Origin of the sequence: Pseudoalteromonas sp. CuT4-3 (genome assembly GCF_035666335.1) — a bacterium.
Classification (GTDB): domain Bacteria; phylum Pseudomonadota; class Gammaproteobacteria; order Enterobacterales; family Alteromonadaceae; genus Pseudoalteromonas; species Pseudoalteromonas atlantica.
Genome location: NZ_CP142030.1, coordinates 157,339 through 178,272 on the forward strand (window position 1 = coordinate 157,339; position 20,934 = coordinate 178,272).

Annotated in this window: 25 protein-coding genes; 18 read left to right on the plus strand and 7 right to left on the minus strand. The window is 41.8% G+C overall.

The genetic code is table 11. The features are described from left to right. Positions 1-79: 79 nt before the first annotated feature. The gene (locus VOI46_RS00755) at positions 80-1,156 is read left to right on the plus strand and encodes a hemolysin family protein (RefSeq protein ID WP_282337996.1); all 1,077 of its coding nucleotides are present in this window, start codon (positions 80-82) and stop codon (positions 1,154-1,156) included. An 18-nt stretch (positions 1,157-1,174) separates the two neighbouring features. Here VOI46_RS00755 and VOI46_RS00760 read toward each other — a convergent pair whose 3' ends face one another. After that, on the minus strand, positions 1,175-2,392 hold the full coding sequence (locus VOI46_RS00760) for an EAL domain-containing response regulator (protein WP_004588676.1): 1,218 nt from the start codon (positions 2,390-2,392) through the stop codon (positions 1,175-1,177). Between the two features lie 182 nt (positions 2,393-2,574). On the opposite strand from VOI46_RS00760, the gene VOI46_RS00765 reads away from it, so the two are divergent. Further along, positions 2,575-3,591 (plus strand): site-2 protease family protein, encoded by a 1,017-nt coding sequence (locus tag VOI46_RS00765; protein ID WP_004588677.1) that lies wholly within the window; start codon positions 2,575-2,577, stop codon positions 3,589-3,591. Positions 3,592-3,635: 44 nt separating this feature from the next. Here the strand turns inward: VOI46_RS00765 and VOI46_RS00770 are convergent, their stop codons facing one another. Continuing rightward, positions 3,636-4,946 (minus strand): TIGR00366 family protein, encoded by a 1,311-nt coding sequence (locus VOI46_RS00770; RefSeq protein ID WP_004588678.1) that lies wholly within the window; start codon positions 4,944-4,946, stop codon positions 3,636-3,638. Positions 4,947-5,171: 225 nt separating this feature from the next. Here VOI46_RS00770 and VOI46_RS00775 point away from each other — a divergent pair, with 225 nt between their 5' ends. After that, entirely contained in the window at positions 5,172-6,239 is a 1,068-nt protein-coding gene (locus tag VOI46_RS00775; RefSeq protein ID WP_282337995.1) for a potassium channel family protein, read from the plus strand. Positions 6,240-6,258: 19 nt separating this feature from the next. Continuing rightward, positions 6,259-6,465 carry a hypothetical protein gene (locus VOI46_RS00780; RefSeq protein WP_004588680.1) on the plus strand — a complete coding sequence of 69 codons (207 nt, stop codon included), beginning with the start codon at positions 6,259-6,261 and terminating at the stop codon, positions 6,463-6,465. A 2-nt stretch (positions 6,466-6,467) separates the two neighbouring features. Here the strand turns inward: VOI46_RS00780 and VOI46_RS00785 are convergent, their stop codons facing one another. Beyond that, positions 6,468-7,499 carry a hypothetical protein gene (locus VOI46_RS00785; RefSeq protein ID WP_004588681.1) on the minus strand — a complete coding sequence of 344 codons (1,032 nt, stop codon included), beginning with the start codon at positions 7,497-7,499 and terminating at the stop codon, positions 6,468-6,470. 122 nt (positions 7,500-7,621) lie between these two features. Continuing rightward, positions 7,622-8,080: an EVE domain-containing protein gene (locus tag VOI46_RS00790; RefSeq protein WP_029773519.1), complete on the minus strand. Its 459-nt coding sequence runs from the start codon at positions 8,078-8,080 to the stop codon at positions 7,622-7,624. 79 nt (positions 8,081-8,159) lie between these two features. Here VOI46_RS00790 and tesB point away from each other — a divergent pair, with 79 nt between their 5' ends. Further along, entirely contained in the window at positions 8,160-9,017 is an 858-nt protein-coding gene (gene tesB / locus VOI46_RS00795) for an acyl-CoA thioesterase II (protein ID WP_004588683.1), read from the plus strand. Positions 9,018-9,212: 195 nt separating this feature from the next. On the opposite strand, the gene plsB is transcribed toward tesB, so the two are convergent. Further along, a complete protein-coding gene (plsB, locus tag VOI46_RS00800) occupies positions 9,213-11,651 on the minus strand; it encodes a glycerol-3-phosphate 1-O-acyltransferase PlsB (protein ID WP_004588684.1) in 2,439 nt (812 codons plus the stop codon). A gap of 412 nt (positions 11,652-12,063) precedes the next feature. Here plsB and rpsJ point away from each other — a divergent pair, with 412 nt between their 5' ends. The 11 genes from rpsJ to rpsQ are packed head-to-tail and all read left to right on the plus strand — an operon-like array spanning position 12,064 to position 17,030. Then, positions 12,064-12,375, plus strand: a complete 312-nt coding sequence (gene rpsJ / locus VOI46_RS00805; protein WP_002957900.1) for a 30S ribosomal protein S10 — start codon at positions 12,064-12,066, stop codon at positions 12,373-12,375. A 27-nt stretch (positions 12,376-12,402) separates the two neighbouring features. Beyond that, entirely contained in the window at positions 12,403-13,038 is a 636-nt protein-coding gene (gene rplC, locus VOI46_RS00810; protein ID WP_004588685.1) for a 50S ribosomal protein L3, read from the plus strand. A 17-nt stretch (positions 13,039-13,055) separates the two neighbouring features. Further along, entirely contained in the window at positions 13,056-13,661 is a 606-nt protein-coding gene (rplD, locus tag VOI46_RS00815) for a 50S ribosomal protein L4 (protein ID WP_004588686.1), read from the plus strand. Beyond that, the gene (gene rplW, locus VOI46_RS00820; RefSeq protein WP_004588687.1) at positions 13,658-13,960 is read left to right on the plus strand and encodes a 50S ribosomal protein L23; all 303 of its coding nucleotides are present in this window, start codon (positions 13,658-13,660) and stop codon (positions 13,958-13,960) included. Before rplD ends, rplW begins: the two co-directional genes overlap by 4 nt. Before the next feature lie 17 nt (positions 13,961-13,977). Then, positions 13,978-14,802, plus strand: coding sequence for a 50S ribosomal protein L2 (rplB, locus tag VOI46_RS00825; RefSeq protein ID WP_004588688.1), 825 nt, complete (start codon positions 13,978-13,980; stop codon positions 14,800-14,802). A gap of 15 nt (positions 14,803-14,817) precedes the next feature. After that, positions 14,818-15,096, plus strand: a complete 279-nt coding sequence (gene rpsS, locus VOI46_RS00830; RefSeq protein WP_004588689.1) for a 30S ribosomal protein S19 — start codon at positions 14,818-14,820, stop codon at positions 15,094-15,096. Between the two features lie 14 nt (positions 15,097-15,110). Beyond that, positions 15,111-15,443: a 50S ribosomal protein L22 gene (rplV, locus tag VOI46_RS00835; protein ID WP_004588690.1), complete on the plus strand. Its 333-nt coding sequence runs from the start codon at positions 15,111-15,113 to the stop codon at positions 15,441-15,443. A gap of 11 nt (positions 15,444-15,454) precedes the next feature. Beyond that, positions 15,455-16,156, plus strand: coding sequence for a 30S ribosomal protein S3 (rpsC, locus tag VOI46_RS00840; RefSeq protein ID WP_004588691.1), 702 nt, complete (start codon positions 15,455-15,457; stop codon positions 16,154-16,156). 12 nt (positions 16,157-16,168) lie between these two features. After that, positions 16,169-16,582: a 50S ribosomal protein L16 gene (gene rplP / locus VOI46_RS00845; protein WP_002957890.1), complete on the plus strand. Its 414-nt coding sequence runs from the start codon at positions 16,169-16,171 to the stop codon at positions 16,580-16,582. Continuing rightward, positions 16,582-16,773: a 50S ribosomal protein L29 gene (rpmC, locus tag VOI46_RS00850; RefSeq protein ID WP_004588692.1), complete on the plus strand. Its 192-nt coding sequence runs from the start codon at positions 16,582-16,584 to the stop codon at positions 16,771-16,773. The genes rplP and rpmC overlap by 1 nt, the downstream gene beginning before the upstream one ends. Beyond that, the gene (gene rpsQ, locus VOI46_RS00855; RefSeq protein WP_004588693.1) at positions 16,773-17,030 is read left to right on the plus strand and encodes a 30S ribosomal protein S17; all 258 of its coding nucleotides are present in this window, start codon (positions 16,773-16,775) and stop codon (positions 17,028-17,030) included. The genes rpmC and rpsQ overlap by 1 nt, the downstream gene beginning before the upstream one ends. Before the next feature lie 326 nt (positions 17,031-17,356). Here rpsQ and VOI46_RS00860 read toward each other — a convergent pair whose 3' ends face one another. After that, positions 17,357-17,893, minus strand: a complete 537-nt coding sequence (locus VOI46_RS00860) for a helix-turn-helix transcriptional regulator (RefSeq protein WP_004588694.1) — start codon at positions 17,891-17,893, stop codon at positions 17,357-17,359. Between the two features lie 181 nt (positions 17,894-18,074). Here VOI46_RS00860 and VOI46_RS00865 point away from each other — a divergent pair, with 181 nt between their 5' ends. Both VOI46_RS00865 and VOI46_RS00870 read left to right on the plus strand, forming a co-directional pair. Continuing rightward, positions 18,075-18,548 (plus strand): hypothetical protein, encoded by a 474-nt coding sequence (locus VOI46_RS00865; RefSeq protein ID WP_004588695.1) that lies wholly within the window; start codon positions 18,075-18,077, stop codon positions 18,546-18,548. Between the two features lie 112 nt (positions 18,549-18,660). Then, complete coding sequence (locus VOI46_RS00870; protein ID WP_004588696.1) at positions 18,661-19,257, plus strand: hypothetical protein; 597 nt, start codon at positions 18,661-18,663, stop codon at positions 19,255-19,257. A gap of 30 nt (positions 19,258-19,287) precedes the next feature. On the opposite strand, the gene VOI46_RS00875 is transcribed toward VOI46_RS00870, so the two are convergent. After that, the gene (locus VOI46_RS00875; RefSeq protein WP_282337994.1) at positions 19,288-20,919 is read right to left on the minus strand and encodes an endonuclease; all 1,632 of its coding nucleotides are present in this window, start codon (positions 20,917-20,919) and stop codon (positions 19,288-19,290) included. Between the last annotated feature and the right edge of the window lie 15 nt (positions 20,920-20,934).

Here is a 20,934-nt window from a genome sequence, read left to right on the forward strand (position 1 = left end):
TGCCTATTATTGATAGTTATTTGGCCAAATATAGCATGTATTGTTACCATGCCCATATGTTCAACTCATCGGAGAAAAAGTGACTTTACTGATTGTGTACATGGTTGCTGCCATCGTTATTTCTTTTTTATGCTCTGTAATGGAAGCTGTACTGTTAAGTATTTCGCCCAGCTATGTGGCGCTATTACGCAAAAAACAGCCTGAACTTGCAAAGCAGCTCGAAAAACTAAAAAATAATGTAGATCAACCGCTTGCTGCAATACTAACGCTTAACACAGTGGCCCATACCGCTGGCGCTGCAGGTGTGGGTGCACAAGCCGCTGTGGTTTTTTCAGATGCGGCAGTAGGAATTGCCTCTGCCATAATGACACTTTTAGTATTAGTACTTTCAGAGATTATTCCAAAAACCTTAGGGGCCAATTTTTGGCGTGCCTTAACCCCTAGCGTGACCTATTCTTTACGCTTTTTAGTGATATCGCTAAAACCATTTGTGTGGCTTGCTCAAAAGCTTACTAATTTAATGGGGGCCAAGCACGATGAGGCTTTTTATATTCGCCAAGAAATAGAAGCTATGGCAGATATAGGCACCGAAACAGGGGCAATCCATGCCGATGAGTCAGAAATAATCCGCAACCTTTTACATTTTAGGCATGCGAAATTAACCGACTTAATGACGCCGCGTACTGTGCTGTATAAAGTGCATAAAGGGTTAACGGTCGATCAGTACATGAGCGAGCACGGCTCGTCTTCATTTTCGCGCGTGTTAGTGTTTGATAAAGACGCCGATGACATAATTGGCTTTGTGCATAAAAACGATATTATGTTGGCTTATCACCGCTTAGGTACCGATTATAAAATTAGCAAATTAGTTAAGCCTATTCATACGGTACCCGAAGGGCATAATGTGTCATCGCTACTACAAATCTTGCTTAAACAGCGTACTCACATATGTTTAATTGTTGATGAATACGGTGATGTTCAAGGCATTGTAACCCTAGAGGATATGATAGAAGCCCTTATGGGGCTTGAAATTGTTGATGAGCGCGACCAATCGACCAATATGCGCATGGTTGCCAAGCAGCGCTGGCGCCAGCGTTTAGCAAGCAGCGAGCACATAGTTAGTGAAGATGACGACACGCCCCGAGATAATAAATAATTACGACGGGGTTGAAGGTTAGCGTTTAATTGTGCCCCCCGTCGTATTTACCCAGTTTAGTGCCCACTCTATAAAATCGTCTTTGGCTTTTGGGCAGGTAAACAAAAATCCTTGCATGGCTAAATTAGTGCGGTAGTTTTTTAAGTAGAGCGATTCTTCGGCGCGCTCTACGCCTTCGGCCACAAGGGCTAGTTGCTCTTGACTGGCAATATCAACCAGTGAGCTGACCACCACTTGCGAAAACTGATCTGTTTCAATATTACTAATAAGTGTACGGTCAATTTTTATTTCAGTAAAAGGCAGGCGCTTAATCTGGTTCATGTTGGTAAAGCCAACCCCAAAGTCATCCAATGATATGCCAAAGCCATGCATTCTTAATCTGTTTAAGGTTTCTAGTTGAGAAAGGCTAGACAGCGCATGTTGCTCGGTAATCTCTAAAATTATATCACTAGGTGATAGCTCATTGAGCTGCAATATAAGCATCAGCTTGTTGGGGCAGCTTAAATCATCTAATTGTGTGGGAGATAGGTTAAAAGCCAGTTTTAGGTGTGCAGCAATGTTTGTTCGTATAGCTTTTAAGTCGCTGGTGGCTTGCTCAAATAAGCTAAAAGTAATTTGATTAATTAACCCCGACTGCTCCGATAACGAAATAAATCGATTGGGCGAGATAATTTCGCCAGTGTGCGTTTTAACGATACGCGCTAGCACCTCAATACTTTCTATTTCGCTGGTTTGAGAATTTATTTTTGGCTGATAGTAAGGGATTATCTCGTTTAAATTGATTGCCTCATGCAATGCTTTTTCTGAAATAGAGGCATGAGAAAGGTCGTTATGTACTGCTAAGTGCTTTGCTTTTTGTAAAACGGTTTTTACTTGGCTAAGTTGCACGGGTTTAGCTAAATTTGCGACTAAATGAATATTGCTATGGCGCGCTAAATTGGCAGCTAGGTTAATAACCTTATGATCCATCTCCGAAATTATAACTACTGCGCCTGTAAAATTAAGCTCGCCTAGTTTTCTTATAAACTCCATACCATCCATTTCAGGCATGTTTAAGTCTGTAAATACAATATCGTAAAAGTTTATATCGTCGGTTACGTGAGTTAGTGCTTGCTGAGCACTCAGGCATTTTGTAACTTTATTCGAGACTCCTAGCTCATTTAAAATGGCCTCCATAACAATTAAAATCGCCTTTGAGTCATCCACAACTAAAATATTGGGTACCGAAATCGACATGCTCTATCCTTGTAACTGCTTAATATATTAGTACTGTAAAAATAGCGCCTGATCAGCCTTTTGTCAGCTTAGTTTTATATTATTTTTTATCTTCTAAGTGCTTTTGCGCTTATGGTTTAAGGCAATTCGTGTTTTTTAAATTCATCGGTATACTAGCGCCATTGTTTTAACTGGTTTTAGTCATGATAAAAATCGATCTCATGCTTGCAGAGCAACCATTAACGCTAATGGTATCTGGGCATAAAATAGTACAAATATTTCATAATCAACAGGCCATAAGCTTTACAACACCCAAAGAGCATTACGCCGAATTTACTTTAGATAATAAGCAAATAGGGATTGATAGCTCACATGTTCATGAGCAGTCTTTATCGTTATTTATTGATGGTGTGTTTGCTACTGAACTAGCTTTACCTGCGCCGGTAAATAGCCAGCCTAAAAAAGGCTTTTTAGGGCTAGCGGCATTGGGCTTTAAATTATTTAAAAGTGCAAAAGTAATTAAGGTGGCTTTAGCGAGTGCATCGGTTGCCGGCTATGCATGGTTATTTAGTATTGAATTTGCACTAATGCTAATTGCCTGTTTAGTGGTACATGAGTACGGACACGTTAGAGCCATGAAATACTTTGGCATAAAAACCAAGGGTATTTACCTTATTCCCTTTGTAGGCGGATTGGCTGTTAGTGACGATAAAATAACAACACGTTGGCAAGATGTCGTTATATCCCTCATGGGGCCAGCGTTTGGTTTGTTTACCTCAGTGTTGGGTGTGGTTTTATATTACGCCACCGAAATGGACATATTTGCCGGCGTTGCAGTACTCAGTGCCTTATTGAATTTGTTTAACCTTTTGCCTATTTTACCGCTTGATGGCGGGCATGTATTAAAAAGTATCAGCTTTTCAATGCGCTCTTGGGTCGGTTTAAGTGTGTGTTTACTCGGTGTGTTATTTGGATTATGGCTTAGTTATACATTTGGCTTAATGTTGCTGGTGTTCTTTTTGTTTGTTGGCGCACTGGAAATCGTATTCGAATGGCGCGGTCGACATTACTCGCATTTATTGCCGCTTGATAAATACGGCCAAGGTTTTTCAGCCGCTATGTACGCTATTGTAGTTGCAGGCCATGTGGCAGTGATGATGCACTTTGCAGATTCAGAAAACCCAATATTGAGCCTGCCGATGACGATTTTATCAAGCTAAACGCTATACGCGCAGTATACCTAAATACTGCGCGTTATTAAGGGTTAGTAAAAGCTCAGCACTAGCGATATAAATACCCCCGTTACAAATAACTGCACAACACAAAATCCCATAATGTCTTTTGCTTTTAACCCTGCAATGGCTAATACCGGTAAAGCCCAAAAGGGTTGAATTAAATTGGTCCACGCATCGCCCCACGCAACAGCCATAGCAACACGTGATATATCGGCGCCCAGCTCTTGCGCTGCGGGTATAACAATAGGTGCTTGTACTGCCCATTGGCCCCCGCCAGAAGGTACAAACATATTAACGAGTCCTGCACTTATAAAGCTAAAAAATGGCAAGCTATCGGCATCAGCAACAGCTATAAAACCACGCGATATTTGCTGCGCTAAACCGCTGTCGACCATCACAGCCATTATGCCTGCGTAAAACGGAAATTGAATGACAATACCCGCACCGCTGGGAATTGCTTGTTGCAAGCTATTAAGCAAGTTATGGGGTGTTTGGTGCAAGGTAATGACTAAAAACAAAAACACAGCAATAATACTGTTTAGGTTTAGGCTACCGCCTGCAACTATAAAGTAATACGCCAAATAGCAAAGGCCAAGTAAACCAATCGAAATGCCAAGCAGCTTTGTGTGTTCTAAATGCTGAGCAGGGCGAGTAATTTTTTCATGTACGGGCGGGGGCTCTTTAATAAGTGCTGGGTCTACATACACGCTGTTTTTATCACTGGGTAGCATGTAGCGGTTAACCAACGGCATAATAATAAATAAGCCAATTAATATTGCTATGTTAAAACCAGCAAACAGGGTTTGCTCGGTACTAATTATGCCAATGCTATTTTGTGAAAAGTGCCCTTCGGTAGCAATCGTAAGCGGAATTGAGCCTGCTAAGCCGCCATGCCACACCAAAAAGCCAGAATAAGCACTGGCAACTAATAGGCGGTAATCGACCTGTGTTTGCCTTGCAATTGCTTTGGCAAATAAAGCCCCAATAACTAAGCCAAACCCCCAATTAAGCCAGCTGGCTAATAGCGAAATAAGCGTGACTAAAATAATCGCTTTTGGCGCTGAATTAGCAAGCGCCGCCAGTTTGTTTAATAACGAATTGATAATGGGGGTGCTTGCTAGCATGTAACCTGTAATCAGCACTAACAGCATTTGCATGGCAAAGCTAAGCAAGTTCCAAAAACCACTCCCCCATGCGTTAATAACTTCAATATGTGTTGCGGGGGTAAAAATACTGGCAGAGAGTAAAGTAATTAAGCTCAGCAATATGACAAATATAAAAGGGTCAGGTAAGTAGCGCTCTACTAATTTGGTAAACGGTGTGGCAATTTTATTAAGCATAATGTGTCTGTGTGTTTTTTAGTCTTATTATAATTAATCATGCTCTTAGCACATTAGCAAACCCGCATTTAGTCTTATATTTTAGGGTCTGAGTATCTTATAGGTTGAACAAAATTTAATCCTAAAAGGGTAACAGGCCTTACTTAAAGGCTTAAACGTTGCTTAAAAGCATGGCTTACAGTAACGTACTGTTTATAGATAATTTACTAACAAAGATTTTGTATCATGCCGGTAATATTTAAGAGGCTAGCGCTACTTGTTCGTGCTCATATCGATCAGCTGAGCTGGCAAGCCGTGGTGCTTGCAATACTTGCTCATATGTTAGTGACTTGGGGGCTGCTATTTATTGCAAATGAGCAAGCGCTTACCTCGTTTACGACCTTTTTTTACTACTACACAGTAACTACCTCAACAGTGGGTTACGGCGATTTTAGCCCAACCAGCGAGCTGGGGCGTTGGGTTGTGGCTTTAATACAAATTCCGTTTGGATTAGCTTTATTTGGCGTTCTGTTAGGAAAAACAGGGCAAACAGTGACTTACTTAATTAGGCGCGCTATGACTGGTGATAAAAACTTTGCTCACAGTAACAACCACATTATTATTTTTGGTTGGCACGATACCCGAACAAAAAAAATGATTGATTATATCCTTGCCGATACCAAACGTACCGACCGCCGTATTTTGTTGGCGGTGACCGAGCAAATGGATCACCCATTTTTAACTAACGAAAATGTCGACTTTGCCCGCCTAGCAAGTTTTACTGATTTAGAAGAACTTGAGCGCGTAGCTATATGCCGTGCCGACAAAGTTATTATTGATGGGCAAGATGACGACCAAACATTTACAACGGCACTGCGTATTAGCCGTTTAGTTAAAGATGAGTGCCATATTAGCGCGCACTTTTTAGATGAAACCAAGGTCGATATGTTGCTTGAGCATTGCCAAAATGTGGAGTGTAGTAGCGCTAAGTCGGCTGAGATTTTAGTACGCTCAATGCAAGACCCAGGCTCGAGTCGAGTACAAGAAGAGCTATTATCTACATTGCACGGCGACACGCAGTTTAGCCTAGCTATTCCAAGTGAATGCGAAGAGATGGAGTTTGGCACTTTATTTCATCATTTTAAGCATGACTATAATGCTATTTTGTTAGGGGTGGCGCATAACTTAAGTGCACAAAATATGGATTTAAATCCGCCACTTGATTACAAGGTAAATGCGGGCGATATCCTGCACTACATTGCACTTGAACGTGTGCTAACAAATGAAGTGGATTGGCAAAGCTTGGCCAAATAACCAAGGCTTAGGTTAAATAATGAATGAAGTAGTATTTTTAATAATTATTTTAAGCGCTTATATATTACCCGTGGTGATAGTGGTTAATAGTAAGCGCACCCAAGGCCACGAAAAAAACGGCTGGTTATTAGGCGTAATTATTTTTTCGTGGTTGGGGCTTTTTATGTATTTTACGATTGTGCCCAAGCATGGTCACAAAAAAAGAAAGAAGAATAAACCGTCATAGGTCTATTCTAGCTGCTTGAGTTTGTGCTCAACCAGCGGATCATCTGGCACTATTTGTTGGGCAACTTCTAATAACTGAATAGCATCATTTGGGTGTTCATCTTGATGTTTAAGTGCGACATCTATTAACGGCTGAATATCTATTTTGGCCTGATGTTCTTGCACATGCACTTCTTTTTCATCTGCTAAAATTTGATGTGCTGTACTTAATAATGCCAAGCGGTGAGGCGAGCTCGCATTTGCCTTATTTAGGCTTTGATAATACTCTTCTTTTAAGCGCAAGGTTTTGGTTTGCAAACGAAACTGCGCTATATCAATCTGCTGGTGGCGTATAAAATCAACAGCCACTTGTTTGTAAAAGCCAAATTTGGTGAGGTAACTTGCGTGGGTACCGTGGCCCATGCCAAACACTCTTAAATGAGTCAGTTGTGGGTACCGCTTAGCATGTAGGCGGTCTATTTTATTGGTGGGGTCATAAATTATATACCCCTTAGCATGGCCTAAATCGAGGTCGTTATACTCACTTTGCCAATCAAATTGCTGCGCAAGCTCTGTGCTGGAGCGGGTGTCCCACGGAACTGTTTCGGTGTTTTTGGTGCTAACAGGATGAAAAAATAAAACCTGATCTAATTTAAGTAATTTTGCAAACGCGCCAACAGCAAAACCACCGCGACTAAGGCCATAGCCTAAGCGGCACTTAAACGGTGTAAGTAAGCTTGATAACTGCTCCAAAAAGAAGATTAAATTACGGCTTCTAAACCAATTGCTTTTGCCTAAATGTTGGAACGAAATAACATTAACATTTTGTTTTTGCGCTAAGTGATAGCCCCAAGGGGCAAAGTCATCGGTTAGGTCGTGTTCTTGGACGTTGGTCCCCGCGGGGGAAAAAGTAAAAAGCAGGGGCTTATTTAAATCAACAAAGTCGTATTTTACATACACATCGCCGAGTAGGTCGCCGCCACACATAGGCAGCTTAGTTTGTTGTTCATCACGGCAAAGCGTTAACCATTCATCTAACCAATACAGTAGTTTCATTAATCCCCCAATTATAACTCGCGGGGGATCGTATCAAACACGGCCAAATGAGGTCAAACATAGCCAAGCTCTAGCCCGTTAATGATTAGCTACTATTACAGCTTGATATTTGCTTACTGAGCTTAATTGCTCATGGCTATGATTTGCTCCCAGTCGTTTTGTGTGACTGGCATTACCGAAAGACGGCCTGCTTTTTTAAGGGCTAATTCGGTAATTGCCTCGTTAGCTTTAATGTCTTTTAAGCTTACGCGTTTGTTTAAATGGCTTTTATAGGTTACTTCAACTACAAACCAGCGTGGCTTGTCGGGCGTCGCTTTCGCATCGTAATAGTCACTATTTAAATCAAACTGAGTTGGGTCGGGGTAGGCTTCTTTAGTAACAGTGGCTATGCCCACAACGCCTACTTGTTTGCAGCTAGAGTGGTAAATAAATACTAAGTCACCTAATTTTATATCGTCACGCATAAAGTTACGTGCCTGATAATTACGCACGCCTTCCCACAGGGTGGTTTGTTGCGGCGCTGTTTTTAAATCATCAATCGAAAAAGCATCGGGCTCAGTTTTAAATAGCCAATAATTCATAGCGTTACTCATTTAGTTAGATTTACATAGCTGCATTGTATAGTATCATTAGCTTATCTGGGGATTGAGAGAACAGCAAATGAGCCAAGTATTAGATGATTTATTATCGTTATTGTCACTTGAAGAAATTGAACAAGGTTTATATCGTGGGCAAAGCCAAGATTTAGGGTTTAGAGCGGTATTTGGTGGTCAAGTAATGGGGCAGGCGTTGTCTGCTGCAAAAGAAACGCTACCAAAAGGACGTGTTGTTCATTCATTACACTCTTACTTTTTACGCCCCGGCGACGCCGCAAAACCGATTGTTTACGACGTAGAAACCATCCGCGATGGTAAAAGCTTTAGCACCCGCCGAGTAAGCGCTATTCAATACGGTAAACCTATTTTTTATATGACTGCGTCGTTTCAGGGTGAAGAAGAAGGCTTATCGCATCAAGCAACCATGCCTAATGTACCGCCACCAGAGGAGCTTCGCTCGTCTCTAGAGTTTTATCAAGAAAATGCCCACCACATACCCGAGGTGATCCGTAATAAGTTTATACGCGAAATGCCCATTGAAATGCGCCCGGTTACTTTTCATAACCCGTTTAAGCCAGAGGTTATTGAGCCCGTAAAGCACATTTGGATTAAAGCCAATGGCGATATGCCCGACGATCAACGCATTCATAATTACTTATTAGCGTATGCCTCTGACTTTGAGTTTTTACCTACGGCATTACAGCCCCATGGCGTATCGTTTATGCAGCCAAATATGCAAGTGGCAACGATTGACCATGCTATGTGGTTCCACCGCCCATTTAGAATGGACGATTGGATTTTATATACCATAGACAGCCCAAGTGCTAGTTCTGGGCGAGGCTTGGTAAGAGGCCAGTTTTTTGACCGCCAAGGTAATTTAGTCGCATCAACGATTCAAGAAGGGGTGATGCGACAGCGTTAATTTTATTAGACTTACTGGCAATAGACTGGCTGTTAAGCGCAAATTAGTAGTGCTTTCGCTAAAGGTTTTGCCAAGAGATAAGAGTCTTTATGTAGCGTTGTTGTTCAATAACCAAACGTACAAAAAAGCCTCAACATGTTAAATGTTGAGGCTTTTTAATGGTGTTTAATTAGAGCTTAAATTACAGCAGCTCGGCTAATTACATTGATCTTGCACTATGTCGCTAACCGATTGCCATATACGCGCAGGTAATAAGGTTTTTAAGTACATGTATATTTCACACAGTTGTGTACTACCGTGAATACCATTTTCACCTTCAGTAATGAGCAGCTCACCGCGTAAATTATCAATAAAGCTTACCAGTACTTTTTTATCAAAAAACTCCGGGGTTTTAATGCCGTGTAAGGTGCCTAAACGGTTTGCCAGTACTTGGCTTTCACGCTCTAGTTCGGCTTTTTCAATTCCGTTACTGGTTTGAATAAAGCCCACAACAATGGCATAACGTTGCAACGTAAAGCTAAGCGACCTTCCTAGCATTTCAAGTTTGGCTAACGAATCATTCGTGTTAGTAACATGAATGGTATCGCCATCAAGCTCAATTAAGTTTTGATCGCTAAAGTTAGCCAAAATACGGCTTATGTAGTTTTCATCTAGCGGCTGTAAATACCATTCTTTTGCAAACAGAGGGTAAAAAGCCGAAACAAGCTTTTGGCATTGCTCAACCGTACTACTGTGTTGCTTAAATAAGTGCAAAGCAATAAGGCTTGGCACAGCAAATAAGTGCAAAATATTATTACGATAATAGTTAAACAGGGTTTTTTCTTTATCGTTAATTGCAATAATTTCGCCAAATTCATCGCTAATAACATCAAACTTATTAAGCTTAATGGCGTGCGTTAATAGTTGCTCTGGTGTTTCATCGGGGGCAGTGACTTTATCGCTATAGCTTGCATCGCGTTGTAGGCGTAAGTAAAAATCTAGTTGCGCTAATAGCTTAGGCTTACTTAACGCGTGCTTGTCGTTAACTAGCAAAATCATAGCCAGTAAATTCACAGCGTTAAGTGCTGCGGCATTATTAATTTTTACCATTACTTGGTCGGCCAATGCGGCTACTTGAGGGCCTAGCCATTGCGGCTTTTGCACATCGGTAGGGTGTATTGCATCGCGCCAATCAGGTTGGTTGTCGTTTAAGTATTGGTTTATAGAAATAGGGTCGCCAAAGTTTAAGTAACCACGGCCATAATTTTTAAGGTTTTTAATGGCTTTAAAAATACCAAAAATGGACTCGCCTTTTTTATCTTTACCGGCAAGCTCTTTTAAGTAGGTATTGATTTCCATTACATGTTCATAGCCAATGTATACCGGCACAATAGAAACCGGGCGATCTATGCCGCGTAGCATTGCTTGCAATGTCATGGCGAGCATACCGGTTTTTGGCGGTAGTAATCGGCCTGTGCGGCTGCGCCCGCCTTCAGTGTAAAACTTAACTGAGTAACCTTTAATAAATAGCTGGCTTAAATACTCTTTAAATACGGCAGAGTAAAGTTTATTACCGGCAAACGAGCGGCGGATAAAAAACGCCCCTGAGCGGCGAAAAATACCACCGGCAGGGAAAAAGTTAAGATTAATGCCCGCGGCAATATGCGGCGGCACCAAACCTTGATGGTATATGGCATAGGTAAGTAACAAGTAATCCATGTGGCTGCGATGACACGGCATATAGATTATCTCGTGACCTTTATTTGTTAGCTCATGAATTTGCTCGGTGTATTTTATATCTAAACCGTTATAAAGCTTAGTCCACAGCCACGTTAAAATTCTGTCGCCTACACGTATCATTGCCTCAGAGTAATTAGCGGCAATTTCATCTAGTAGTTTTAACGCGTTTTGGCGGGCTTCTGTTTGGCTTATTCCTTTTGACTTTGCTTCATCTTGAATTGCTTTTTTTATTGTCGGCGAAGCCAAAAGTGAGTTAAATAGTTGCTCGCGCGAGGGCATTTTAGGGCCCGTAGCGGCCAGTTTTTGGCGTTTAAAGTGCACACGAGCAACACGCAATAGTTTTTGTGGTAGCTCATTTACGTCGGCTTTTTCGTTCACGATAAGTGATAAATCGAGTGGCTGGCTAAAGCGAATAAAGTTATCGCGCCCAGAAAACAGCACAACGAAAAATTTTCTAAACCAACTAGGCGTAAGAGAGTGGGTAATTAAGGTACGAATACCTGGCTTTTCTTTACCTGGGTCGCGCCCCCATAAAATAGTTACCGGCACCACTTGTACATTCTTTTGCCCGCTATTTAATAAATGCTCAACTATTTGCTTACCCTGTGATAAAGCGGCAGTCGGTTTAGCTGTATCGCCAAATAAAGGCGGCGGATTTTTAATACCAATAAAGCGGGCCAACTCGTGGTTTCCTAACGTTTGATATTCGCATGGGTTAGGCAAACCATACTTTTTACATACATTAGTAAGCGCGGCTAAATCGAAACGCGAATTTAAACGTACTATATAAAAAGTAGGGTGTTCAGGATTAAGGCCATATTGCTCTATAGGGCTTTGGGGAAGGACCTTACTTTTTACCAAAACACGGCTTACGCAGCTAGTAAGAAAATTCAAACAATAATTTAATAAACGCATCGACTCACCATATTGAGAGTATTAAAAGCAAAATTAGCGCATAGGATACCATAATATCTATAAAATCCTGTAATTTGCGTAATCGGTTAAATTATAAACATAAGACTAATTTGGCGCTGAGCAGTTCAATTTTAGCTATAAATAACCAGTGGCGGTTATTTGGGCAGCCTACACCCATAATTAATTTGCAATTAGTTGTTGCATTTATCACCAATATCACTATAATACGCAGGCTTTCAAGATTCATCTGGAACTTGAAGGGATAAATTAAGCTTGGATTTCAAGCTAATAAACAGGAGTTCCGATTTGGAACTCATCGTAGATATAAATCAACAACCGGCATCTTAATTATTAAGATTGTTTCGGTCGTTTTTTTATGCTCTTTAAATGCTCTTTATATTGAGGTTTAAGAATGTCAAATCAACGCATTCGTATTCGCCTAAAAGCTTTTGACCACCGTTTGATTGACCAATCAACGGCGGAAATCGTGGAAACTGCGAAACGCACAGGCGCACAAGTACGTGGTCCAATCCCACTACCTACACGCTTTGAACGTTTTACTGTACTAACTTCACCGCACGTAAACAAAGATGCGCGTGATCAGTACGAGATCCGCACCCATAAACGTCTGATCGACATCGTAGAACCAACTGACAAGACTGTTGACGCATTAATGCGTTTAGATCTTGCTGCTGGTGTTGATGTTCAAATCAGCCTGGGTTAATCGAAAGATTAGAGAGGTTATAGGAAAATGGCATTAGGTCTAGTCGGTCGTAAAGTGGGTATGACACGTATCTTCACTGAAGATGGTGTATCTATCCCTGTGACAGTTATCGAAGCGACTCCTAACCGCATTGCTCAGATCAAATCTGACGCAACAGACGGTTATAACGCGCTTCAAGTAACCGCAGGCACTAAAAAAGCAAGCCGTGTAAACAAAGCAGCAGCGGGTCATTTCGCTAAAGCTGGTGTTGAAGCGGGTCGCGGTCTGTGGGAATTCCGCCTAAATGGTGGTGAAGGCGATTTTGAAGTAGGCGCTGAGCTTACTGTTGAATTATTCAACGAAATCAACAAAGTTGACGTAACCGGTACTTCTAAAGGTAAAGGTTTCCAAGGTGGTGTTAAGCGCTGGAATTTCAGCATGCAAGACGCTACTCACGGTAACTCTCTATCTCACCGTGCTCCTGGTTCAATCGGTCAAAACCAATCACCTGGTAAGGTGTTTAAAGGTAAGAAAATGGCCGGTCATATGGGTGCTGAGCGTGTAACGACTCAAAACTTAGAACTAGTTCGCGTTGACGCTGAGCGTAACTTGCTTTTAGTTAAAGGTGCAGTACCTGGCGCTATCGGCGGTGACGTTATCGTTAAACCAGCTGTTAAAGCATAAGTCCTGGAGATTTAGTGATGGAATTAGCAATTAAAGACGCTTCTGGCGCTCTTGAAGTTTCTGAAGCTACTTTTGGACGTGAGTTTAACGAAGCATTAGTACACCAAGTAGTTGTTGCATACGCAGCAGGTGCTCGTCAAGGTACTCGTGCTCAGAAGACACGTTCTGAAGTAAGCGGTGGTGGTAAAAAACCATGGGCTCAAAAAGGTACTGGCCGTGCACGTGCTGGTACAATCCGTAGTCCAATTTGGCGTTCAGGTGGCGTTAGCTTCGCAGCTAAACCACAAGACCACAGCCAAAAAGTAAACCGTAAAATGTACCGCGGTGCGATCAAAAGCATCTTATCTGAATTAGTTCGTCAAGAGCGTTTAATCGTTGTTGAAAGCTTTGGTCTTGAAGCACCAAAGACTAAAGAACTAGTTTCTAAGCTTAAAGAACTTGAGCTTAAAGATGTTCTTATCGTGACTGAAGAAGTAGATGAAAATCTTTTCTTATCGGCACGTAACCTGTACAAGGTTGACACGCGTGATGTAGCTGGTATCGATCCTGTAAGCTTAATTGCTTTCGACAAGGTACTTATTACAGCTGCTGCTGTTAAGCAACTTGAGGAGGCGCTAGCATGATCCGTGAAGAACGTCTTTTAAAAGTGATCCTTGCTCCACATATCTCTGAAAAAAGCACAATTGCTGCTGAAGAAAACAATACTATTGTTTTTAAAGTAACAAATGACGCAACTAAAGCTGAAATTAAAGCAGCAGTTGAGAAGCTTTTTGAAGTAGAAGTAACGGGTGTTCGCACACTTAACGTTAAGGGTAAAACAAAACGTACTGGCATGCGTTTCGGTCGTCGTAGCGACTGGAAGAAAGCTTACGTTACTCTTAAAGAAGGTAGCGAGCTAGACTTTGTCGGCGGCGCCGAGTAATAAGGGGAGTTAGAATTATGGCACTTCAAAAGTGTAAACCAACTTCTGCGGGTCGTCGTCACCTAGTTAAAGTGGTTAACCCAGATTTACATAAGGGTAAACCTTACGCACCACTATTAGAGAAAAACTCTAAATCAGGTGGTCGTAATAACAATGGTCGTATTACGGTTCGTCATATCGGTGGTGGTCATAAGCATCATTACCGTTTAATCGATTTTAAACGTACTAAAGATGGCATTCCAGCCACTGTTGAGCGTTTGGAATATGATCCAAACCGTAGCGCAAACATCGCTCTTGTATTATATGCAGACGGTGAGCGTCGTTACATTATCGCACCTAAAGGCTTAAAAGCTGGCGATGCAATCCAGTCTGGTGTTGATGCACCAATCAAGCCTGGTAATGCATTACCTATGCGTAACATGCCTGTAGGTTCGACTGTTCACAACGTAGAATTAAAACCAGGTAAAGGTGCTCAAATCGCACGTTCTGCTGGTGCATACGTTCAAATCCTTGCGCGTGATGGTCAATACGTAACATTACGTCTTCGTTCTGGCGAAGTACGTAAAGTACAATCTGATTGTCGTGCAACGCTAGGTGAAGTAGGCAATGCTGAGCATATGCTTCGTTCACTTGGTAAAGCAGGTGCAAATCGCTGGCGTGGTATTCGTCCGACAGTTCGTGGTGTTGCCATGAACCCGGTAGATCACCCACACGGTGGTGGTGAAGGTCGTACATCTGGTGGTCGTCATCCTGTGTCTCCATGGGGTAAGCCTACTAAAGGTGCTAAGACGCGTAAGAACAAGCGTACGGATAAATTTATAGTACGTCGTCGTACTAAGTAATATTGAGGAATAGCCATGCCACGCTCTCTCAAGAAGGGTCCTTTTATAGACCTACACTTGCTGAAGAAGGTAGAGAAAGCTTTGGAAAGCGGTGAAAAGAAGCCAATTAAAACTTGGAGCCGTCGTTCAATGATCATACCTAACATGATCGGATTGACCATTGCTGTCCATAATGGTCGCCAGCATGTACCAGTTTTCGTTTCTGACGAAATGATCGGTCACAAACTAGGTGAATTTGCACCAACTCGCACTTACCGTGGCCATGCCGCGGATAAGAAAGCGAAGAAACGCTAAGAGGGGAATGATAAATGCAAGCATTAGCTAAACATAAATTCGCCTCTGGTTCGGCGCAAAAAGCTCGTCTAGTTGCAGATCAGATCCGCGGACTACCTGTCGATCGCGCTCTAGAAATCCTGGCGTACAGCCCGAAAAAAGCGGCTGTATTAGTTAAAAAAGTACTTGAGTCTGCTATTGCTAACGCAGAGCATAACGAAGGTGCTGACATTGATGAGCTTCGTGTAACTACGATTTTTGTGGACGATGGTCCTACAATGAAACGTATTATGCCACGTGCTAAAGGACGCGCAGACCGCATCCTTAAGCGTACAAGCCACATCACTGTTGTGGTTTCAGATAGCTAGGAGTATAAGTAATGGGACAAAAAGTTCATCCTACTGGTATTCGCCTAGGTATATCTAAACCTTGGGTTTCTACCTGGTACGCGAGTTCTAAAGATTTCTCTGATCAGCTTTTTGGCGATCACAAAGTACGTACTTTCCTTACAAAGGAATTAAAAGCGGCTTCTGTGTCTAAAATCGTTATTGAGCGTCCAGCAAAATCGATCCGCGTAACAATTCACACGGCTCGTCCGGGTGTTGTTATCGGTAAAAAAGGCGAAGACGTTGAAAAGCTACGTCAAGCGGTAACTAAGATCGCAGGTGTACCTGCTCAGATTAATATTTCTGAAGTACGTAAACCAGAGTTAGATGCACAACTAGTAGCAGACGGCATTGCCTCTCAGCTAGAGCGTCGTGTTATGTTCCGTCGCGCTATGAAGCGTTCGGTACAAAATGCAATGCGCATCGGTTCTAAAGGGATCAAAGTTGAAGTTAGCGGTCGTCTTGGCGGCGCAGAAATCGCACGTTCAGAATGGTATCGTGAAGGTCGTGTACCTCTACATACTCTTCGTGCTGATATCGACTACGCAACTTCTGAAGCCTTAACCACTTATGGTATCATTGGTGTTAAAGTTTGGATCTTCAAAGGCGAAGTTATTGGTGGTTTACCACTAGTACAAGAGCAAGAGAAGCCAGCTAAACGCGCACCAAAGAAAGCCAAGAAAAGTGCTAAGTAGAGGTAGCGAGTAATGTTACAGCCAAAACGTACAAAATTCCGTAAAATGCACAAAGGCCGCAACCGCGGTTTAGCGCAAAACGGTAACAAAGTAAGCTTCGGTACTTTCGGTTTGAAAGCTACTGGTCGTGGCCGCATGACTGCTCGTCAAATCGAAGCAGCTCGTCGTGCTATGACGCGTCACGTGAAACGTCAAGGTAAAATCTGGATCCGTGTCTTCCCTGACAAGCCGATCACAGAAAAGCCTCTTGAAGTTCGTATGGGTAAAGGTAAAGGTTCTGTTGAATATTGGGTTGCTGAAATTCAGCCTGGTAAAGTACTTTACGAAATGGAAGGTGTTTCTGAAGAGCTTGCTCGTGAAGCGTTTGACCTTGCAGCTCGTAAACTGCCATTCAAAACAACTTTCGTAACTCGGACGGTAATGTGATGAAAGCAAGCGAACTAAAAGACAAAAGCGTAGAAGAGCTAAATGCTGAACTTCTAGGACTTCTTCGTGAGCAGTTTAACCTGCGCATGCAAGCAAGCACTGGTCAGTTAGCTCAGACACACACGCTAAGAACAGTACGTCGCGATATCGCGCGTGTAAAAACAATTATTAACCAGAAGGCAGGTCAATAATGAGCGATAAAATTCGTACTCTTCAAGGCCGTGTAGTAAGCGACAAGATGGAAAAATCTTTCACTGTTGCTATCGCACGTTACGTGAAGCACCCAATCTATGGGAAATTCATCAAACGTACTACTAAGCTACACGTACATGACGAAAACAACACAGCAAAAGCGGGTGACGTAGTTACTATCCGTGAATGCGCACCAATTTCTAAGAATAAATCTTGGACTTTAGTAGACGTTGTTTCTAGTCCAAAACAAGCTTAATTTTTAAATTAAGTAAGTTTTGTAAAAAAAGCCCTGGCATTAGCCGGGGCTTTTTGTTTGCGTTAAAAAAGCTGTAAGTTTGAAGCTTTCAGTCCTCAGCTGTTCGCAGTGAAGTGAAGCGCCGTAGCTTGGGTTGAGACTAGAACACTTGAGAAAAAAGCACACCACGAATACGTAATAGCCCTAATACTAAACGAAAATAATTCCAATCGTGTTAAGTTATGAGGCATTTATAGCGACAGATAAAAATTTCTGATGTACGACTGTATAGATGTTTGAGGTAGAGTAATACTGGAGTAATTGCCAAGAACAACTAAATAACAGCTCTATAATTTACCAAACCTATGCCTTTGCGAGAGTAAAGCTGCAACAATAGATATTAATATGCACACGGCAGAGCCTACCACTAAGAAGCGGTTCTCGATTCGACTGACTTGCCTTTCTCCTACAATTTGATAGGTCACATCCCCCTCAATAAAGCGTTCGCCTTGGTATTGCTGAGTGACGTTAAATGCTAAAAAGTCACCTAGCTTTGCTTGATAGGTAAAGTAGGTTTGTGGATAAAAAATTTCATATGTTGCACATAACCACGCTATCAGCCCACATATAAATAAAGCCAAGCTCATAATTAAAGTGATGTTTGAGGGCTTATCTATCGCTGAACTTATAGGTAGGCATTTATCAATACAGCCTTCGCCATAGCAAAGTTTAAGCTTTTCAATTACCTCAGTTGAGGGGATAAACTGTCCATTTTCAAGCTTTGAAAGGTACGACTGTTGAATTCCAATTTCACGCGCAGCATAAGCCTGAGTCCACTTTTTATTTACTCTAAGGCGTTTTAACTCCATTCCTAACGCTTGCATACCCTCTGCTCTTATTTGATTAGTTAAGCGTTTTATTATCGCTAAAATTAGTATTTATAAATAGTCTAAAAGCGTATATTCATGCTTATTAATATAAATAATATTATGAATATTAATAGCTTATATTAAATTTAATAAAATATAAGGTATGATCAATTCGATTTTAATAAGGAGATATAATATGCCGAATAAATTTACTAGCGCTATTTTAGTGCTTATCAGTTCACTGTTTTTTATAAACCCCAGTTACGCAGAGCCTGTTTTTGCAATTAAGGCCAGTATTTATAAATTACAGAATGAGATTACCGTAGATAGTAAAATAGAGCAGGCTTTAAAAAATCTAAGCCCTACGCATCAACCTCAGCTACTCACGCTATTAAATAAAAGTGCAATGATAGAAATTGGTGATGATACGCAAATGACGGCGCTTGAAGTAAAGCCTAACGCAGAGGGGTCGCACTTTAACGCTAGTTTGAAGCTAAAAGAGCAGGTTGATGGCAAGTGGGAATCTATTTCTTCCTTTATGCCGCAAATCCCAAATGGGCAAACAGTGTATTTAAGCCGCACCTTTACAGATAAAGTATGGCTGATAAAAATTACAGGTAAACGCTACGAATCAATAGAGCGTGCAGAGCAGGCCTTAAATCAAAAGTAACGCCTGTTAATTTACCGTACAGTGTGTGGCTGCAAAAAAAGTTTATATAAGTTTGCTGGTAAAGTGTGGCGGGCACGTTAGTATGCGCTAATAAAGGTACAAGGAGCGTAGTATGGCTAAGCAAACAGTGTTAATTATAGGTAATGGCCCCGTCGAAAAGGATGTAAGTAAAGCTCTAAATAGCTTTGATAGAGTGGTGCGCTTTAATATGTGTGCAAACATGCCTGCATACTTAGGCCGTAAATGTACTGATTTATGGCTAGTGGGACGAGGTAAGCAAGGCGCAATGCTTCGCGCAGCGTTTCCAGATATAGATATAACGCAGCTGAAAAATGTCATGATCACTGATCCAAAACCTAACTTATTTACTCAACCTTTTTATAAGCTAATTAACCGCAGGGGCTGTATTGACCATGGCGATGAAATAATACGCAAATATAGCCCGCGTGCAAACGTGAGTCGAATCGCCCAGCACGATAAAACAGCATTATTAAAACACTTATATACGTTTGGCAAACCTGCTTTTAAAGCTAAAACACCCAGTTCGGGAATGTTAGCCATTGAGCACTTTTTAAAGCAGCAAGCACAGGTGCATATTATCGGTTTTGGTTTTAAGGGCTGGAAGCGTCATCCGTGGGATTTAGAAAAGCAGTATGTAGCGTCACTTATTGCCAAACAAAAAGTACAGTTATTAAAAAGCCCCAGTTAATGCTGGGGCTAAAAAGTTATAATCAAGCTATTACCAAATCATCTCAACAAATTCAGGGTGATCGATATACGGGTTACGATTACCTTGAAACTCATAAGCTGCTTGGTTACGGTCAAGCTCCATTTGGCTAACAGGGTCGGCGTTATGCCAGTTAAGTAGCATAGCTACCACCCAGTTTTCGAATACTTGATTGCTTGTACCATTAAGGACAGCATTACTGGCAGTTGTGTTATTTTGCCACGAGCCTATTACATTCTCGTAGCGGGTTGCCATGTAAAAATAAGCGCGGGCAAAGTCACCTTTAAACTCATCAATTGGCTCAAACACCGTACCTGAGTAATTAATAGAGCTTGCTGCTGAACCGACTTTACTACCGTTTGTTGATGTAAATGATGCGCTAGCCACTTCACCAAAAGGGTGGTTACTACGTTTTGAGTTTACATAACCGTCGGTTGCATAAATGTGGTGCACGTCTGAATTCATTGGCTCATTTGAGCCGCCAAACCAGCTTTTAGGGAACGAATGCTCGCGGTTATAGCAATCTGCTTCACTGTTATAAGTACCACACTGATCGCTTACCGCAGTGTAAGTATAGCTGTCGCTACCATTTGGCTTTTCACTATAAATATCTAAAATACTGTTATCGTTTTCAAAGTATTTATCGCGTGCTGAAGAATCGTAAAAGTTCCAAATAGCCGAGTAACCTTGCGAGCTGTGATTTTTGATAATGTTATAAAGCTCAGTTTTTAATGCATAGCTAGATAGACCCTGAGTTGTTACGTAATAACCTGTTGGTGTAGGGTTAGTGCCACCGCCAGTATCACCGCCAGAACCATCGCCTAATTCAAAAGTTGTACTATCTGTGTTATTAAAACTTGCGCCACTGGCAAGTGTGGTGCTGCCCTGAGTGAGCGCGTAATTACCATTACCTACGTTACAGCACATACCGTCGCCATAGCTGTCACTTATAACTAGGGTGTATGCGCCATCAGTTAAACAGAGTTGCTCATTATATTGTGTGTTAGAGGCATAACCACTACCACTGGCTACGCTGCTACCTTGGCTGTTGTTAACCACCCAGCTGGTTTCGCTGCCGTAGTTATCGGTATTAAGGGTTAAAGTAAGGCTATGGTCGTTACAGCTGCCTGAAGCGCCGCCGTCTGTATTAGGCAAAAAATTATCTACATAAACGGTTTCATTGCCATCAAAGCCGCTCATATCGTAAAAACGTAAACCAACATTAATGGTTTTATTACTGGTAGGCGTATAACTGTGGCTAATTGTTTGCCACTGGTTAGTTTGCGCTTGGTTAGAGTACCCTTGGTAGCCATCTACATACAGGCGGGCTCTTATGCTTCCTTCAGTGTGATATACATCCACTGAGAAATCATATGTTTTGCCAGCCTCCACACTAACTTGTTGTAATAAGTCGGTATTGCTTTGCGAGCCGGTGGTCACATTAATAGCCGCTGCGTTGTTTGCGTTATTTACGATACTGGTTGAGCGCGATACATTAATACCGCTATCAATTGTGGTCCACGCGTCAGGCGTATTGCCTGTCCACTGCTCAAAGCCGCCATTTGCGACATTGGCCATTGCTGGGGTGGCGGCAATCAGTAATGCCGTGCTAAGTAACTTATTTTTGTATGTCCCGTGTGACATGATTGTTCCTATTTT